Annotated in this window: 16 protein-coding genes and 1 pseudogene; 10 read left to right on the top strand and 7 right to left on the bottom strand. The window is 71.7% G+C overall.

Annotated elements, in window-relative coordinates; translation table 11 throughout:
- Window positions 1–25: 25 nt before the first annotated feature.
- The gene (locus tag ABD073_RS05465; protein ID WP_343872916.1) at window positions 26–853 is read left to right on the top strand and encodes an aldo/keto reductase; all 828 of its coding nucleotides are present in this window, start codon (window positions 26–28) and stop codon (window positions 851–853) included.
- Window position 854: 1 nt separating this feature from the next.
- Here ABD073_RS05465 and ABD073_RS05460 read toward each other — a convergent pair whose 3' ends face one another.
- Window positions 855–1067, bottom strand: coding sequence for an excalibur calcium-binding domain-containing protein (locus ABD073_RS05460; protein ID WP_343872915.1), 213 nt, complete (start codon window positions 1065–1067; stop codon window positions 855–857).
- A 43-nt stretch (window positions 1068–1110) separates the two neighbouring features.
- On the opposite strand from ABD073_RS05460, the gene ABD073_RS05455 reads away from it, so the two are divergent.
- From ABD073_RS05455 to ABD073_RS05445, 3 genes are all read left to right on the top strand, one after another.
- The gene (locus tag ABD073_RS05455) at window positions 1111–1242 is read left to right on the top strand and encodes a hypothetical protein (RefSeq protein ID WP_343872914.1); all 132 of its coding nucleotides are present in this window, start codon (window positions 1111–1113) and stop codon (window positions 1240–1242) included.
- 335 nt (window positions 1243–1577) lie between these two features.
- The gene (locus ABD073_RS05450) at window positions 1578–2546 is read left to right on the top strand and encodes an acyl-CoA thioesterase (RefSeq protein ID WP_343872913.1); all 969 of its coding nucleotides are present in this window, start codon (window positions 1578–1580) and stop codon (window positions 2544–2546) included.
- Between the two features lie 58 nt (window positions 2547–2604).
- The gene (locus ABD073_RS05445; protein WP_343872911.1) at window positions 2605–3687 is read left to right on the top strand and encodes an AbrB family transcriptional regulator; all 1083 of its coding nucleotides are present in this window, start codon (window positions 2605–2607) and stop codon (window positions 3685–3687) included.
- Window positions 3688–3855: 168 nt separating this feature from the next.
- Here the strand turns inward: ABD073_RS05445 and ppk2 are convergent.
- Window positions 3856–4572, bottom strand: a pseudogene (gene ppk2, locus ABD073_RS05440) (polyphosphate kinase 2); the annotation flags it as partial.
- 230 nt (window positions 4573–4802) lie between these two features.
- Between ppk2 and ABD073_RS05435 the strand changes: the two are divergent.
- The 3 genes from ABD073_RS05435 (at window position 4803) to ABD073_RS05425 (ending at window position 8431) form a co-directional block, all read left to right on the top strand.
- The gene (locus tag ABD073_RS05435) at window positions 4803–5363 is read left to right on the top strand and encodes a DUF2231 domain-containing protein (RefSeq protein WP_343872909.1); all 561 of its coding nucleotides are present in this window, start codon (window positions 4803–4805) and stop codon (window positions 5361–5363) included.
- Window positions 5364–5373: 10 nt separating this feature from the next.
- Window positions 5374–6117, top strand: a complete 744-nt coding sequence (locus tag ABD073_RS05430; protein ID WP_343872907.1) for an alpha/beta fold hydrolase — start codon at window positions 5374–5376, stop codon at window positions 6115–6117.
- Between the two features lie 103 nt (window positions 6118–6220).
- Window positions 6221–8431 (top strand): glycoside hydrolase family 3 C-terminal domain-containing protein, encoded by a 2211-nt coding sequence (locus tag ABD073_RS05425; RefSeq protein ID WP_343872905.1) that lies wholly within the window; start codon window positions 6221–6223, stop codon window positions 8429–8431.
- A gap of 76 nt (window positions 8432–8507) precedes the next feature.
- On the opposite strand, the gene ABD073_RS05420 is transcribed toward ABD073_RS05425, so the two are convergent.
- Window positions 8508–9584: a Gfo/Idh/MocA family protein gene (locus tag ABD073_RS05420; protein ID WP_343872904.1), complete on the bottom strand. Its 1077-nt coding sequence runs from the start codon at window positions 9582–9584 to the stop codon at window positions 8508–8510.
- Between the two features lie 60 nt (window positions 9585–9644).
- Window positions 9645–10589, bottom strand: coding sequence for an alpha/beta hydrolase (locus tag ABD073_RS05415; RefSeq protein ID WP_343872903.1), 945 nt, complete (start codon window positions 10587–10589; stop codon window positions 9645–9647).
- A gap of 72 nt (window positions 10590–10661) precedes the next feature.
- On the opposite strand from ABD073_RS05415, the gene yczE reads away from it, so the two are divergent.
- Genes yczE through ABD073_RS05400 form a run of 3 tightly spaced genes read left to right on the top strand, consistent with a single transcriptional unit; the run spans window position 10662 to window position 11978 of the window.
- Window positions 10662–11294: a membrane protein YczE gene (gene yczE, locus ABD073_RS05410; RefSeq protein ID WP_343872901.1), complete on the top strand. Its 633-nt coding sequence runs from the start codon at window positions 10662–10664 to the stop codon at window positions 11292–11294.
- A gap of 52 nt (window positions 11295–11346) precedes the next feature.
- Window positions 11347–11754: an HTH domain-containing protein gene (locus tag ABD073_RS05405; protein ID WP_343872900.1), complete on the top strand. Its 408-nt coding sequence runs from the start codon at window positions 11347–11349 to the stop codon at window positions 11752–11754.
- Window positions 11754–11978 carry a hypothetical protein gene (locus ABD073_RS05400; RefSeq protein ID WP_343872898.1) on the top strand — a complete coding sequence of 75 codons (225 nt, stop codon included), beginning with the start codon at window positions 11754–11756 and terminating at the stop codon, window positions 11976–11978. The genes ABD073_RS05405 and ABD073_RS05400 overlap by 1 nt, the downstream gene beginning before the upstream one ends.
- On the opposite strand, the gene ABD073_RS05395 is transcribed toward ABD073_RS05400, so the two are convergent.
- From ABD073_RS05395 to ABD073_RS05385, 3 genes are all read right to left on the bottom strand, one after another.
- A complete protein-coding gene (locus ABD073_RS05395) occupies window positions 11971–12423 on the bottom strand; it encodes an SRPBCC family protein (RefSeq protein WP_343872897.1) in 453 nt (150 codons plus the stop codon). The two genes, ABD073_RS05400 and ABD073_RS05395, sit on opposite strands and share 8 nt — an antisense overlap.
- Before the next feature lie 56 nt (window positions 12424–12479).
- Window positions 12480–13379, bottom strand: a complete 900-nt coding sequence (locus ABD073_RS05390) for a ribokinase (protein ID WP_343872896.1) — start codon at window positions 13377–13379, stop codon at window positions 12480–12482.
- Between the two features lie 122 nt (window positions 13380–13501).
- On the bottom strand, window positions 13502–15292 hold the full coding sequence (locus ABD073_RS05385) for a metallophosphoesterase (RefSeq protein WP_343872895.1): 1791 nt from the start codon (window positions 15290–15292) through the stop codon (window positions 13502–13504).
- Window positions 15293–15307 lie beyond the last annotated feature (15 nt).

Genomic DNA, 15307 nt, shown 5'->3' with positions numbered 1-15307 from the left:
ACCCGCGATGTCTAGGGTGGAGGGCATGACTGAGAACGGCGTGACCCTGTCCTCCGGCCAGTTCGCTCCTGCGGTGGCCTTCGGCACCTGGGCGCTCGACGAGAAGCAGGCGCCCGAGGCGGTGGCCGGCGCGATCCAGGACGGCTACCGCTGGATCGACACGGCGCAGCGCTACCACAACGAGGTGGGAGTGGGTGAGGGCATCCGGTGCAGCGGCATCGCCCGCGAGGAGCTGATGGTGACCTCGAAGCTCCGCGGCGGCGACCAGGGCAGCTTCATGTGCGGGCTGGCGCTGCAGTCGTCACTGGCCAACCTGGGGCTCGACTACTTGGACGTCTACATGATCCATTGGCCGCTGCCGCAGCGTGACCTGTACGTGAAGACCTTCAAGAAGATGATGAAGCTGCGCGACCAGGGCCTGATCCGCACCCTGGGCGTGTCCAACTTCACCGCCGAGTACATCGACCGACTGGCCGACGAGTGCGGCGAGATGCCCGCGGTCAACCAGGTGGAGCTGCACATCGGCTGGAACCAGGACGAGCTGCGCGCCCAGATGGCCGAGCGCGGGGTAGCCGTGCAGGCCTGGAGCCCGCTCAGCCGCGGCACCGGGCTGCTGGACGACGAGCGTCTGGTCTCGATCGCCGAGGCGCACGACGTCTCCCCCGGCCAGGTGGGCCTGCGCTGGCTGTGGGAGAAGGGCGTGCTGAGCGCCCCCAAGGCCTCCAGCCCGGAGCACCGCCGGCAGAACCTCGACATCTTCTCCTTCGAGCTCACCGACGAGGAGACCGCCGTGCTCAACGCCTTCGAGCCGGCCCCCATCGGCGCCGACCCGAGGACCTACGAGGAGTTCTGAGCTACTCGCAGGCCACACCGTCGTCGTCGCGGTCCAGACCGGCGCGATAACCGGGATCGCCTCGGTGCAGCGGCGCGACGCCAGCGGCCCGGGCAGCAGCACAGTTCTTGTAGTAGCCCGAGCCGCTCCGTGAACCGACCAGTCCCTGAGACGTGCTCTTCGACGTGCTCCGCTGCGATGTTTCCGGGGCGGCAGCGGGGGCCGCGGCTGCCACCGTCCGCGTGGCGGTGACCGTTGCTGCGGGCGCAGTAGCCGTGATGGTCGAGGTGGCCGTCTGCGTCGCGGTCACCGTCGCCGTTGCCGTCGTGGTGGCCGTGGACGTGGTGGTCGACGTGGCCGTCGCCGTCGCGGTGACAGTGGGCGCGGGAACTGCCTCCGAGGCGGCCTGACCCCCGCCGGAGCCAGACATCAGCGCGAGCCCGGCGAACAGGCCCGCCGCCCCCACGGCTGGACGACTGGTGTACCACCGGGAGCCGGTCCTGGGCGATGGCACCGGCACTGGCTGCTCACCCCAGCCAGGCGGCGGCGTCCACGTTGAAGAGGGCTTGTGCGCAGGTCCCTGGGCCATTTCGTCTCCCGTCATTGGATGACATATGATGCGCAGCATAACGGAGGGATCCGTGATCTCCCAGCCCGCTCATCCACGGTCAGGCTTCACGTCGGGACAGCCACCGACCCCGCGTGGTATCACTGAGCCGACCGCTCGCGACGCCGGAGGACCGCCATGCCCGGAAGCCAACGCCAGACCACCCTGCGCTTTCTCGCCGCGCCGATGGAGGGCAACCAGAAGGGGCGCGTGGAGGGCGGCACCGTGCTGGCCTGGATCGACAAGGCCGGCTACGCGGAGGCGGTGGCCTGGAGCGGGCGCTACTGCGTCACCGCCTATGTGGGCAATGTGCGCTTCAAGCGTCCCGTGCTGGTGGGCGAGCTGGTGGAGGTGCACGCCCACGTGGTGCACACCGGCCGCAGCTCCATGCACATCGTGTGCACGGTCAGCTCGGGCGACCCGAGCACCGGCGAGCTGGACATCACCTGCCAGTGCCTGATGATCTTCGTCGCCACCGACGGCAACGGGACATCGGTGGAGGTGCCCACCTTCGAGCCCTCCGACGACTGGGAGCGCGAGCAGCAGCAGACCGCCATCCGTCGCATCGAGGGGCGCAAGGCCATCGAGCAGGACATGGCCGAGCAGATCTACACCGACCAGACCGCCTCACACCGCCACACCCTGCGTTTCCTGGCCAAGCCCACCGACGTGAACTGGGGCGGCAAGGTGCACGGCGGCATCGCCATGGAGTGGATCGACCAGGCCGCCGGCCTGGTGGCCGAGACCTGGCACCAGGGCCCCGCCATCGCCGTCTTCGCCGGCGGCGTGCGCTTCTACCGGCCGATCCAGATCGGGCACCTGGTGGAGGTGGAGGCGCGGTTGATCCACACCGGCCACAGCTCCATGCACGTCAGCGTCCACGTCCGCTCGGGCGACCCGATGCAGGGCAAGATGGAGCTGACCACCCACTGCCTGATGGTGCTGGTGGCGCTCGACGAGTCCGGCACCCGCAAGCACTGGGTGCGGCCCTGGAATCCGACGCTGCCCGAGGACCTGGCCCTGCAGGCCCACGCCAAGCGGCTGATCGACATCCGCAGCGACCTGGCTCGCGTCGCCCCGCGCACCGTGCCCAGCTACCCGGCCTGACCGCACCCCCCTCCGGCACGACCCAAGGGCACCGCCCGGCACGCCGTAGGGTGGCGGGGTGAGAACCCCACCTCGTCCCGTCGCCCTCGCCTGGGCCGCCGTCGTGGCACTCACCCTGCTGGCCAGCTGGGGTTTCGACCTGCTGGGCCTGCCCTCGCCGCAGCTCTTCGGCGCCCTGTTCGCGGGCATGGTCTACGCGGTCAGCGGCCGCGGCCCCGACGTGCAGCTCCCCCGCTGGGGCTCGGTGGCCGGCCAGGCGCTGATCGGCATCTCGATGGGCGCCCTGCTCAACCTCGCCACCCTGCGCGCCCTCGGCGGCCACGCCGGCCCCATCGCCCTGGTCAACATCGCCACCCTGGCGCTCAGCCTGCTGCTGGGCCAGGCCTTCGCCCGCGCCGGACGGATCGGCCAGGCCACCGGCACCTTCGCCATGATCGCCGGCGGTGCCTCCGGCATCACCGCCATCGCCCGCGAACTCGGCGCCGACGACCGGATCACCTCGGTGGTGCAGTACCTGCGCGTCGTGATGATCCTGGTGGGCATGCCGCTGGTCACCGCCGCCGTCTTCCGCCCCACCGCCGATGCTGCCCCCGCCAGCAGCCTCGACGAGTCCTCGCTGGCCACCAGCCTGCTCTTCACCCTGGTCTCCGCCGTGGTGGGCGTCTGGCTGGCGCGGCTGGTGCGATTCCCCTCGGGTGCCCTGCTCGGCCCGCTCTTCGTCGCCGCCGGCATCTCGCTGACCGGATGGATCGGTCACCCGGGCGTGCCGGACGCGGTGGTGGCGGTGGGCTATGCACTGGTGGGCCTGCAGGTGGGGTTGCGCTTCACGCGCGCCAGCCTGCGCCAGGTGGGCCGGCTGCTGCCGCTGGCCGTCGTCTTCGTCCTGCTGGTGGTGGTGGGCTGTGCCGGGCTGGGCATGGCGCTGTCCGCCGTGACCGGCATGCCGCAGCTCGACTGCTACCTGGCCACCACGCCGGGTGGACTGTACGCGGTGCTCGCCACCGCCGCCTCCAGCGGCGCCGACGTCACCTTCGTGCTGGCGGTGCAGGTGATCCGCCTGATCCTGGTGCTCGCCTCGGCCCCGCTGATCGCCTCTTGGTTCCGGGGCCACCCCGGCGCCTGGGACGACGAGGTGGACTGAGCGCTACTTCTTCGCCTTCTTCCCCTTGCCCGGCCCGGCATGGTCGTCCTGGTCCTCCGGGTCGACGTAGCGCGGTGGCACCGACCCCTTGACCAGGGAGGAGGCGTAGTCCGGCACCGCATTCTGCAGCGACCGGTCGGTGCGCTCGTAGCCGTGACCCTTGGGCCGGTCCGGGAACTCGATCGCCGGTCGCTCCACGTGCTCATAGGGGATCGAGTCGAGCAGGTGGCTGATCATGTTGATCCGGGCGCGCTTCTTGTCCTCCGCCTCCACCACATTCCAGCGGCACTCCGGCAGGTCGGTGTGGACGAACATCTCGTCCTTGGCGCGCGAGTACTCCTCCCAGCGGGTCAGCGACTCCAGGTCCGTGGGCGAGAGCTTCCAGCGGCGCATCGGGTCGGTCATCCGGCTCTTGAAGCGCTTCTCCTGCCCCTTGCCGGAGACGCTGAACCAGTACTTGCGCAGCAGGATCCCGTCCTCCATCAGCATCCGCTCGAAGATCGGTGCCTGGCGCAGGAAGCGCTGGTGCTCGGCCGGGGTGCAGTAGCCCATCACCTTCTCGACGCCGGCCCGGTTGTACCAGGACCGGTCGAAGAGCCGGATCTCGCCGGCCGCGGGCAGGTGCTCCACATAGCGCTGGAAGTACCACTGGGTCTTCTGCCGCTCGGTCGGCGCCGGGAGCGCCACCACGCGACAGACGCGCGGGTTGAGGTATTCGGTGATCCGCTTGATCGCACCGCCCTTGCCGGCCGCGTCGCGTCCCTCGAAGAGCACCACCACCCGGGCGCCGGTGGTGCGCACCCACTCCTGCATCTCCACCAGCTCGGCCTGCAGCCGGTTCAGCTCCGCCTCGTAGAGCTCGTCGTCGAGCTTGTTCTTCGCCATGGTCCATCCTGCGCCCGCAGGGCCCTGCTGCGGGAGGGGTTGTGCGGGCCAACCACGCAGGATCCGCCACGATTCGCTGGTTGGATCGATCCAGCCGCCGGAGACGGCACCATCCTGGCGGAATCGGGTCATGCTGGCGGCATCGAGCACGGCAGGATGGCCCACCTGCGGGTGTGGCCGGGGCTCTGCGGGGGGACGGAGGCTGGAGGTCCGACGATCGAGGAGATGCCATGCCTGCCACCGACAGTCCGCTCAGCTCGGCCATGCTGGGCCTGGAGAACACCCAGGCCCTGGACCCCGGGGTCCGCGCCGCCCAGCCCCTGATGGATGCCGTGACCGCGAACCCGACGGTCCGCGATGCCCTCCAGGGCAGGTGGCTTGGCCACGCGCTGCACCCGCTGATGGTGATGGTGCCGCTGGGCAGCTGGCTGAGCGCCTCGGTGCTGGACGCCGCCGGCACCGACCAGGAGGGGAGCTCCACCGAGCTGCTGACCGCCCTGGGGGTGCTCACGGCGGTACCGTCGGCCCTCACCGGGCTGGCCGAGCTGGCCGAGGCCGGCACGCGGGAGAAGCGGGTGGGGCTGGTTCACGCCGCCACCAATGTCGTAGGCCTGGGCCTGCAGGTGGCCTCCTGGGCGGCGCGTCGCTCCGGCCAGGACACCCGCGCGAAGCTACTGGCCGCCGCGGGGCTGTCGGCCGTCGGCGCGGGCGGCTACCTGGGAGGTCACCTGTCCGTTGCCCGTGAGGTGGGCAGCAAGGACCGCGCCTTCGAGCGGACCGCCGCTGGATAGGCTCGCGCGCATGGCCGAACTCGACGTCACCCACCACGGCAGGCCCGAGGCAGTCACCTTGGTGCTGCTGCACGGGATCACCGACTCCGGATCCTGCTGGCCCGACACGGTGGGGCGGTGGGAGCAGGACTTCCGCATCCTGGCGGTGGACCAGCGCGGTCACGGCAGCTCGCCGCGCTTCTCCCCGATGCAGCTGGCCGATCGGATGACCACCATGGTGGACGACCTGCTCGAGGTGCTGGAGGAGATGTGCCCGCAGCCCGCGGTGCTGGTGGGCCATTCGCTCGGTGGCCGGGTGGCGCTGGCCGCCACCGCCCGTCGCCCGGAGCTGGTGCGCGGCCTGGTGCTGGAGGATCCCGCCGTCTTCGACGACACCGGTGAGCGCGCCCGGCCCGACTTCACCGCGGGACTGGAGGCCTTCGACAGTCCGCAGGGGCGGGCCGCACAGGCCGCCCACACCGGCTGGACCATGACCGAGTCGGAGCCCTGGGCGCTGGCCAAGCAGCAGTGCGACCGCGACTTCCTGCGCGGAGCGAGCTTCGGCCCGATGGACGCGGTGGCCCTGCTCGACGGCCTGACGGTGCCGGCCCTGGTGGTGGCACCTCGCGACAGCGAACTCGTCCCTGCCCCCGAGCGGATCACGAACCCGCTGGTCCGCCTCGAGTTGCTCGACGGGGTGGGCCACTGCGTGCGTCGCGACGACCAGGAGGCCTACCACCGGCTGGTGGACCCCTTCCTGCGGTGGATTTCCTGACCGACCTGTAGGAAATGGCCGCCCCGGTGTTCCGCTGGCCGGGGCGGGCGCGGCATGCTGGGAGCACGGCCCGTCGGGCGCCCCACCACCTCAAGGAAGAGTCATGGTCCAGATCCCCGTCCGCAGCAAGATCGCCCTCACCGGGGGCTCCGACTTCTGGCAGAGCACCGCGGTGGCGGAGGCGGGGCTGCCCCGCGTCATCCTCACCGACGGCCCGCACGGGGTGCGGCTGCAGACCGGCAGCACCGACCACATCGGCCTGGCCGAGTCGGAGCCGGCCACCTGCTTCCCGCCGGCGGTGGGCCTGTCCTCCACCTGGAACCGCGAGCTGGCCCGCGAGGTGGGCCGTGCCCTGGGCGAGGAGGCCCGATCGCTGAAGGTGGGGGTGCTGCTCGGCCCCGGCGCGAACATCAAGCGTGATCCCCGCTGCGGGCGCAACTTCGAGTACTTCAGCGAGGACCCCTACCTCACCGGCGAGCTGGCCGCCGCCTACGTCGAGGGCGTGCAGAGCCAGGGCGTCGGCACCTCGCTGAAGCACTTCGCCGCCAACAACCAGGAGACCGACCGGATGCGTCGTGACTCCCAGGTGGACGAGCGGCCGCTGCGCGAGATCTACCTGCGCGGCTTCTCCAAGGTGGTGCGCCAGGCCCAGCCGTGGACCGTGATGTGCTCCTACAACAAGCTCAACGGCGTGCAGGTGAGCGAGAACCGCTGGCTGCTCACCGACGTGCTGCGGGGCGAGTGGGGCTTCGAGGGCCTGGTGGTCAGCGACTGGGGCGCGGTCTGGGACCGCACCGAGGCGCTCAAGGCCGGGCTCGACCTGGAGATGCCGGCCCATGCCGGCCACGAGGCCGAGGTGGTCACCGCCCTGGAGGCCGGCCGGATCGACGAGCAGACCATCGACGTGGCCTACCAGCGCATCGAGCGCGTGCTGCGTCGCGCCGCCGAAACCGTCGCGGACGCCCCCCAGGGCTTCGACGAGCAGGGCCACCACGAGCTGGCCCGTCGCGCGGCGGAGCAGGCGATCGTGCTGCTCAGCAATGACGGCGCGCTGCCCCTGGATCCCAGCACCAAGGTGGCGGTGGTCGGCGAGTTCGCCCGCACCCCGCGCTACCAGGGCGCCGGCTCCTCGCGCGTGAACCCGACGCGGCTGGACAATGCGCTGGACGCCATCAACCAGATCGTGGGCCACGAGGTGCCCTTCGCGCCCGGCTTCACCACCGCTCCCGGCCAGGTGCTGGAGGGTGACCCGGTGGCCGAGGCGGTGGCGGTGGCCCGCGAGGCCGAGCTGGTGCTGGTCTTCCTGGGCCTCGGCGAGGAGCACGAGTCCGAGGGCTACGACCGCCAGGACATCGACCTGCCGGCCGAGCAGCTGGAGCTGCTGGACCGGGTGCTGGAGGTGAACCAGCAGGTGGTCGTGGTGCTCAGCAATGGCAGCTCGGTGGCCATCCCCTTCGCCCACCGGGTGCGCGCCGTGGTGGAGGGCTGGCTGCTGGGCCAGGCCGGTGGGCCGGCACTGGCCGACGTGCTCTACGGCCGGGTGAACCCGTCGGGCCGCCTGAGCGAGACCATCCCGCTGCAGATCACCGATGTGCCCGCCTACCTGAACTTCCCGGGCGACGAGACCGGGGTGCGCTACGGCGAGGGGCTGTTCGTGGGCTACCGCGGCTACGACGCGCTACAGCGCGAGGTGGCCTTCCCCTTCGGGCACGGGCTGTCCTACACCAGCTTCGACTACTCCGAGGTGGCGGCCACGGCCGAGGGCGACCAGGTGGTCGTGGAGGTGAGCGTCACCAATACCGGCGAGCGGGCCGGGCGCGAGGTGGTGCAGGTCTATGCCGCCAAGCTGGTCTCCGAGGTGGTGCGCGTGCCGCGCGAGCTGGTCGGCTTCGAGGTGGTGGAGCTGGAGCCCGGCGCCTCGCAGCGGGTGCGGGTGACCGTGGGCCAGGACGAGCTGGCCTTCTGGTCGGTGCTGGACCAGGTCTGGGCCGTCGAGCCGGGCGAGTACCGCTTCGAGGTGGGTGCCTCCAGCCGTGACCTGCGCGGCAACGCCACCGTCGAGCTGGCGGGCACCATGCCGCGACGCGAGCTGACCCTGATGTCCACGCTGAACCAGGCGATGGCGGTGCCGGCCTTCGCCGAGGAGGGCGGGCCGCTGGTGAAGCAGGCCTTCGGCGGGGAGGAGGACGGCGGACCGCTGGGCACCGACACCCTGCGCATGCTGGGTGACATCCCCCTGATGGCACTGGCCGGCCTGGCCGGACGCAGCGCGGCCGACTTCCAGCAGCTGCTGGACCGCGCCAACCAGGCCTGACAGCTCCCGGGCGCGACGAGCACCGGTCCGGTCCGCAGCAGCGGGCCGGGCCGGTTCGTCGTCTGGTGGGGTGGGGTCAGCGGGTCGGGTCCCAGCCCTCGGGGAGCAGCTCGACGCGGGGCGCGCGAGAGGCCGGCTCCACCGCCTCACCGCTGCGGGCGGCCGACTCGATGGCCAGCATCACCTCGAGCACGTGATGGGCCAGCTCGCCGCTCATCCGGTGGGGCACCCCGTCGCGCAGGCTGCGCACCATGTCCACCACGCCGGTGCCGCGGCCGAAGTCACCGGCGTCGAGCTCGTGCTGCTCCGGCTCCTGGTCGGGGCGGGCGAGCTGCCAGCTGCCACCCTCCTGGTTGGGGTCGATGCCCATCACCGCGGCCTCGGTGCCGGCGAACTCCACCTGGGTGCGAGCGAAGGGCTGGTCGAAGCTGAACGAGGCGGTGGACTGGGCCCCGCCCTCGTGCTCCAGCAGGGCGTCGACGGTGGTGGGCACCTGCACCGGGAAGCGCTCCCCCGCCTTCGGTCCCTGCGCGACGACGCGCTCGCTGCGTGGCGTCTGCCCCAGGGCGCGGACCCGGGTGACCGATCCCAGGGCCAGCACCAGCGCCGTCACGTAGTAGGGGCCGACGTCGAGCACGGGGCCGGCACCGTCGGCGAACAGGAAGGCGGGGTTGGGGTGCCAGGCGTCGGGGCCCCGGTAGCCGAAGTCGGCGCGGCCGCGCAGCGGGCTGCCCCCGTGCTCGGCGAAGGCCCGCAGTCCCTGCTGCAGCACCGGACCCAGCATGGTGTCGGGCGCGCAGCCGAGCCGCAGTCCCCGGTCGGCGGCCAGCCGCACCAGCTCGGCGGACTCCTCCAGGCTGGTGGCCAGCGGCTTCTCGCTCCAGACGTGCTTGCCCGCCTCCAGCGCCGCGCGGGTCACCTGCGCGTGGACGGCGGGGATGGTGAGGTTGACCACCAGCTCGACGTCCTCGGCGGCCAGCACCTCCTCGACGCTGCCCCAGCGCGGCACCCCGAACTTCTCCGCGGCCCCGCGGGCCTTATCGAGGGTGCGGTTGCCCACCATCAGCACCGTCACGTCGGGACAGCGCGTCAGGTGCTCCAGGTAGGCGCTGCTGATGTCTCCGGCGCCGATCACGCCGATTCCCATGCTCATCCGAACTCCTTCGTCCGGGCCCATCCTCCCAGCCGCGCGGACGCTGCGACAGGGTCCGGCTCAGCGGGAGAGTCGGGCTGCCAGCCGGTCCATGGTGGCCGACGCCGCATCCAGCCCGAGCCGGTTCAGGTGGCCGTGCGGCACGTCGGGGCAGGTCACCTGCTCGACGTCGACGCCGGCGGCGCGCAGCTGTTGGGCGAACTGCTCGCCGCTGCTGCGCAGGTCGTCGAGCTCGGCATTCTCCAGATAGGTCTCGGGGAAGCCGGACAGGTCGGGGGCCAGGCCCGGGAAGGCCTCGGGGACCGGTTCGGCCCCGCCGAGGTAGTTGTGGCACATCGAGGCCACCAGCTCGGGCGGGAAGCCCAGCGACGGCGGCATCCGTCGCAGCGCCGCGGCCAGTTCCGGCGACGGCTCGGGCAGCACCGGGTGCAGCACCGGATAGGCCATCAGCAGTTGCCAGGGCCGGATCCCCTGCTGCTGCAGGCGCAGCACGGCACCGGCCGCCAGGCAGCCACCGGCGCTGGCGCCGCCGATCGCCAGCCGGGCGGGGTCGATGCCCATCTCCTCGGCCCGCGACGCCGCCCGGGTGAAGCCGGCCACCACGTCGTCGAGGCCAGCAGGGAAGCGCCACTCGGGCCGTCCGCGCCCAACCGACCCGTCGGCCATCGGGGCCAGCCGGTAGTCCACGCTGAGCACCACGGCACCGCCGCGCCCCGCCACACCGCGAGCCACCGCATCGCCCTCCGGCATGTCCAGGTCGCCGTGGTCGAAGCTGCCGCCGTGCAGCCAGACCAGCCCCGGCGCGAGGCTGCCCAGCCCGCGCGGAGCGTAGCGGCGCACCGTCACCGGGCCCCGCGGACCGGGTGCGGTCAGATCGTCCACCTCGAGGTCCCACCGCTCGGCGGGTCCGTAGGGCTCGCGCAGGGCGATGCGCACGGACAGAGCGTCGGGCTCGGGGCCCAGCGCATCGATCCGGGCCTGCATCTGCGGGTGGAGGGATGCCATGACTGGAGTCTAGGCAGCCCGCCGCCTGGGACGTCGCCGCTGGTCAGCCCCTGCTGGTGTTGGATGGAGCGCATGGTTCCACCCAGTCTCGCCCAGCTCACGCCTGTCGAACAGCTGCGCGCCGGGCGGATGCCGCGCCGGTTGGTGCAGCTGCTGGTGGGGCTGTGGCTCTACGGCGCGTCGATGGCCATGCTGCTGCGCAGCCACCTGGGTCTCGACCCGTGGGACGTGCTGCACCAGGGCCTGTGGCACCACCTGCCGATGAGCATCGGCGTGGTGAGCATCGTGGTGGGCGCGCTGGTGCTGCTGCTGTGGATCCCGCTGCGCCAGTGGCCCGGGCTCGGCACCGTGCTCAACGTCTTCGTGATCGGCATCGCCATGGACGCCACCCTCGCGATCTTCGATGACCCGCAGTCCCTGGCCTGGCGCACGGTGCTGCTGGTGGGCGGGATCGTGCTGAACGGTCTGGCGGGCGGCCTGTACATCGGCAGCCAGCTCGGCCCGGGCCCACGCGACGGACTGATGACCGGCATCGCGAACCGCACCGGCTGGTCGCTGCGGCTGGTGCGCACCGCCATCGAGATCACCGTGCTGGCCAGCGGCTGGCTGCTGGGCGGCACGGTGGGGCTGGGCACCGTGGCCTACGCGCTGGCCATCGGTCCGCTCGTGCAGTTCTTCCTGCCGCGCGTGATGGTGCGACTGTGACGCCTGCCGGATCACCCTTCCGTCGGGCCCATGACCGCGGGAGACTGTCAGCGTGAGCCGCTCCCCTCGTCGTCGCCCCACCCGCGGTGCCCGCCAGCAGCAACGGGCCACCACCCGCCAGCTGGCCCGCCAGCAGGACGTGCTGCGCGTGCTGCTGCAGCAGCGCGGCAAGCCGCTGGCCGTCGACGTGCTCGCCAAGCGGGTGGGGGTCAGCGAGCGCACCGTGGAGCGTGACCTGGAACGGATCCGCAGCGCCCGGCTGCCGCTGCGCGGTCGCGGTGGCAGCGGTGGCGGCGTCTGGCTGGACGTGACGCGGGCGCGCAGCAGCCTGTCGCTGTCCGACGAGCAGGTGATGGCCCTGCTGCTGGTGATCGACGAGATCGACGCAGACCTGCCCGAGACACTGGGCCAGGTCCGAGACCTGCTGCGCAGCCAGCTGGCCGACCCCCGGCTCTTCTGATGCTCACCGGTCGCGGCTCCGGCCTGCGCGGGGAGCGGCCCGGAATCTCGGAGCGGCATCCCGTGGCCTGGACCGGGGCCACGCTGCTCGCCGCCACCTTCCTGGTGGCCGTGGGCCTGATGCTGGTGGCCTTCGGGCAGGCCGACGACTCCCCCGGCCTGGGCGGGCTGGGGCTGGTGAACGCCGCGATCGGCGTGGTGATGGCCTGGCGGCGCCTCAGCTGAAGCGCTGGGCGAGGTTGTCCAGGGTGGACATCATGCCCTTCTGCGCGGACTTGCCGGCGAGGGCGTCGAGCAGCGTGGCGGGGCGGGCATTGGACAGGTCGAAGCTCTCCTTGACCAGGGTGGTGCCGTCGCCGCGGTCGGTGAGCTCGTAGCGCCAGATCTGCCCGCCGAACAGGAAGCGGCCGCCCAGGCTGGTGGCGGTGCGCCAGGCGATCCGACGCCCCTCCTCGAAGTCCACCACGGTGCTGCGCGAGGTGTAGCGGGCGCCCTTGTTCATGTGCATGCCGAAGTCGTCGCCCAGACTGAGGCGCTCCGGGCCGAAGGCGGTGTCCTCGACGGTGCCGCTGCCGTCCAGTTCCTGGTGGCGGGCGGGGTGGGCGAGCAGGTCGAAGATGACGGCCGCGGGGGCCTTCACGACGCGCTGGGCGGTGCGGACGGTCTGCATCACAACTCCTGGTCTCGGGGTGCGACCCCGGCTGGGCCGAGGTCTTGCCATCCAGCCTAGGCCGAGGGCCAGGCCGGCCGGTAGGAGGCCTGCGCGCCGGGGCGCTGCACCACGTCGGCGGCCACCAGCGCGGCCTGCCGGGAGGCCTCCACCAGGTCGTTGCCCTCGGCGAGCCGGGCCGCCAGCACCCCCACGAAGGCGTCGCCGGCACCGGTGGTGTCCACCACCTCGACCCGACGGCTCTCGACGGAGCTCACCTCCTGTCCGCGGCAGACCAGCGCGCCACGAGCGCCCAGGGTCATCACCACGCTGCGGCAGCCCTGGTCCGACAGCGCGCGCACCAGCTCCTGCTCGTCCTCCGGCCCCTGGTCCTTGCTGTTCTGCAGCTGGGCGTGCACCAGCCGTGCCTCGTGCTCGTTGACCACCAGCGGGTCGGCCAGGCGCAGCACCTCGGGGTCCACCTCGACGACGGGCGCCAGGTTGAGCACCACGCGGCCCTCGGCCAGGCGGGCGGCGGCCTCGATGCCGTCGCGCGGGATCTCGCCTTGCAGCACCACCACGTCGGCCGAGCGCACCAGGTCGGCGCGCTCCTCCACGGCCGTCGCGCCCATGGCGGCATTGGCGCCGGGCACGACGAGGATCTGGTTCTCACCGCTGGCGTCGACGCAGACCACCGCGATACCGGTGGGGCCCTGCTGCACCGCGAGCTGGTCCAGGTCCACCCCGGCCTCGCGGAGCAGGCCCAGCGCCTCCTGAGCCGCGGCATCGTCGCCAACCGCACCGAGCATCGTCACCTGCGCGCCGTGCAGGGCGGCAGCCAGCGCCTGGTTCGCCCCCTTGCCACCGGGCGAGAAGGTGCCTCCCCGGGCGTTGAGGGTCTCCCCCGGCCCGGGGAAGCGGTCCACCTGGATGCCCAGGTCTGCATTGATCGAGCCAACCACCACGACGGTTCCCATGCCCCGATCCCACCACTGCCGGGCGCCAGGCGCCATAGGTCTGGCGTGCCAAGCCACCGCGCCCAGATTGAGCGGGCCGGGGAGACGGCCTCCGGCACGGACGAGCAGTGGCTCACACGAGCCTAGGGATGCAACTGCCGCGCACGCCACGCATCAGCCAGCCATGGCCAGTCGGTCTGCACGATGTCCACACCCAGTTCACTGAGCCGGCGCCACGGCTGGTCAGGATCAGCATGGGCCATCTCGTCGTCCCACCCGGCGAACAGTGGAGGGCCCTCCTCGAGAACCTCGCAGTTCACGAACACCATGAGTCCCAGCTCGTGGGCCTTGGCGATGGACTCCGCAGACGCCATCGGACTCTCGGCTGAGTCCGCGATCAGTTCCACGGCGCAAACGTCCACCTGAGAGCGGCCCGACAGGAATTCCTGCGCCTGACGGCAAGTCCACTCGAGCTCGTCGGGAGACGTGCAGATCACCATCACCGGCATCCGCGCGGAAGAGCCCCGCAGCTGCTCCAGGCGCTCTGGCTGGGACGCCGGGAACTTCACGAGGATCGCCTCGTCCATGCCCAGCAACGCACACTCGTCCAACACCTGCGGCCAGTGCCGCCACGAGCGGTCGAGATTCACCAGCCCACCTGCGGCGTCCACCTCGCGCAGCACCTCGGTCAGCCGAGGCACGGGCGCCGGACGCTCGGGATGGCTGGTGCGGTGCCGCAGCTCCGCGATGGCACGGGAGTCCAGCTCTTCGAGGTTCTCCGCGCGACCGAAGGCGGCCTGCTCCAAGCCATCATGGAAGGCGTAACTGACCCCGTCGGTGCTCACCGAAACGTCCAGCTCGACCATGTCTGCCCCAGAAGCCAGGGCGCCGAGCGCAGCCCGCGGAGTGTTCTGAGCGGCACTGCCGATCGGTGTGCCCCGGTGGGCTGTTACCAGCATCCCGCGCTCTGCCAGCCGCTGCCGCAGGCGGGCCGAAGGGCGCCCGTCGGCTCTCCCGGTCACTGCGGCTGCGTACGAGGGGCCGACCCGCCGCTCGGGAATCACGAACCCCTCCTGCGCGAGGACCCGCGTCGTTTCCTCCCCGCTGACCGGACGACCGCAGGTCTTGCCCTCGTCGATCGGCATGACCGAGTGCAGCACGGTGTTCTCGTACACGCTCACCAGGTTCACTGCCTGGGCGGCGTCGCGTCCACGCGTGCCCCGCTCAGGCATGAACAGGTCCTGCGTGTAACAGGTCGCCGCAGCCACGCTGACCGGAACTCCTGCGAAGGTCGCATGGCAGGAGTAGTGGAAATGGCCCGCGATGATGCCGCGCACCTCACCGGGCGGGGCATGGTGCAACACCTCGGCCAGTTTCGGCTGGTCACGCAGTTCGACGGTCACGGCCAGGTCCTGCACACAGGGAACGGGCGGGTGGTGCATCGCCACGATGGTGCCTTCCGGGGCACGCTGCGCCAGCTCGCCGGCCAGCCAGTCCAGCTGGTGCGTCCGTAGCGCGCCGTGGGCGGAACCGGGGACAGTGCTGTCGAGCACCACGATGCGCAACCCACCGATCCAGACCACCTCGTCGTGCGGTGCGAGGTCGGGTTCGCGCCCCAGCAGCACCGACTTCATGGTGGCGCGGTCGTCATGATTGCCCATCACCCACACCACTTGGGCGCCCATCTCCCGCGCGTACGGCTCCACCACCTGCTGCAGGCTGCGGTAGGCCGCAGCCTCCCCACGGTCGGCGAGGTCACCGGTGAACACCAGCGCCTCGGGGCGCAGGTCGGTCCCGGCCAGACGCTCCATGAAAGAGCGCAGGTGCCCGGCAGCGTCCGCGACGCCGTAGAGCGACTCACCTGGCGGTACGAAGTGGGTGTCGGAGATGTGGACAAGCAGATGGTCAGGTCGGGGGTGCTCAGCGACGATCACGGGAGCTCCTGGTTC

Origin of the sequence: Luteococcus peritonei, from assembly GCF_039526385.1 — a bacterium.
GTDB classification, from domain to species: Bacteria; Actinomycetota; Actinomycetes; order Propionibacteriales; family Propionibacteriaceae; genus Luteococcus; species Luteococcus peritonei.
Note: the sequence above shows the minus strand (reverse complement) of the source record. Positions and strands in the feature narration are given on the sequence as shown.

Bases quoted from the DNA above. Each gene is read 5' to 3' on its own strand.
- yczE (WP_343872901.1), top strand. From the start codon at position 10,662: ATGGTTCCACCCAGTCTCGCCCAGCTCACGCCTGTCGAACAGCTGCGC.
- ABD073_RS05420 (WP_343872904.1), bottom strand. From the start codon at position 9,584: ATGAGCATGGGAATCGGCGTGATCGGCGCCGGAGACATCAGCAGCGCC.
- ABD073_RS05450 (WP_343872913.1), top strand. From the start codon at position 1,578: ATGCCCGGAAGCCAACGCCAGACCACCCTGCGCTTTCTCGCCGCGCCG.
- ABD073_RS05455 (WP_343872914.1), top strand. From the start codon at position 1,111: ATGGTCGAGGTGGCCGTCTGCGTCGCGGTCACCGTCGCCGTTGCCGTC.
- ABD073_RS05465 (WP_343872916.1), top strand. From the start codon at position 26: ATGACTGAGAACGGCGTGACCCTGTCCTCCGGCCAGTTCGCTCCTGCG.
- ABD073_RS05415 (WP_343872903.1), bottom strand. From the start codon at position 10,589: ATGGCATCCCTCCACCCGCAGATGCAGGCCCGGATCGATGCGCTGGGC.
- ABD073_RS05435 (WP_343872909.1), top strand. From the start codon at position 4,803: ATGCCTGCCACCGACAGTCCGCTCAGCTCGGCCATGCTGGGCCTGGAG.
- ABD073_RS05390 (WP_343872896.1), bottom strand. From the start codon at position 13,379: ATGGGAACCGTCGTGGTGGTTGGCTCGATCAATGCAGACCTGGGCATC.
- ABD073_RS05425 (WP_343872905.1), top strand. From the start codon at position 6,221: ATGGTCCAGATCCCCGTCCGCAGCAAGATCGCCCTCACCGGGGGCTCC.
- ABD073_RS05430 (WP_343872907.1), top strand. From the start codon at position 5,374: ATGGCCGAACTCGACGTCACCCACCACGGCAGGCCCGAGGCAGTCACC.
- ABD073_RS05400 (WP_343872898.1), top strand. From the start codon at position 11,754: ATGCTCACCGGTCGCGGCTCCGGCCTGCGCGGGGAGCGGCCCGGAATC.
- ABD073_RS05395 (WP_343872897.1), bottom strand. From the start codon at position 12,423: ATGCAGACCGTCCGCACCGCCCAGCGCGTCGTGAAGGCCCCCGCGGCC.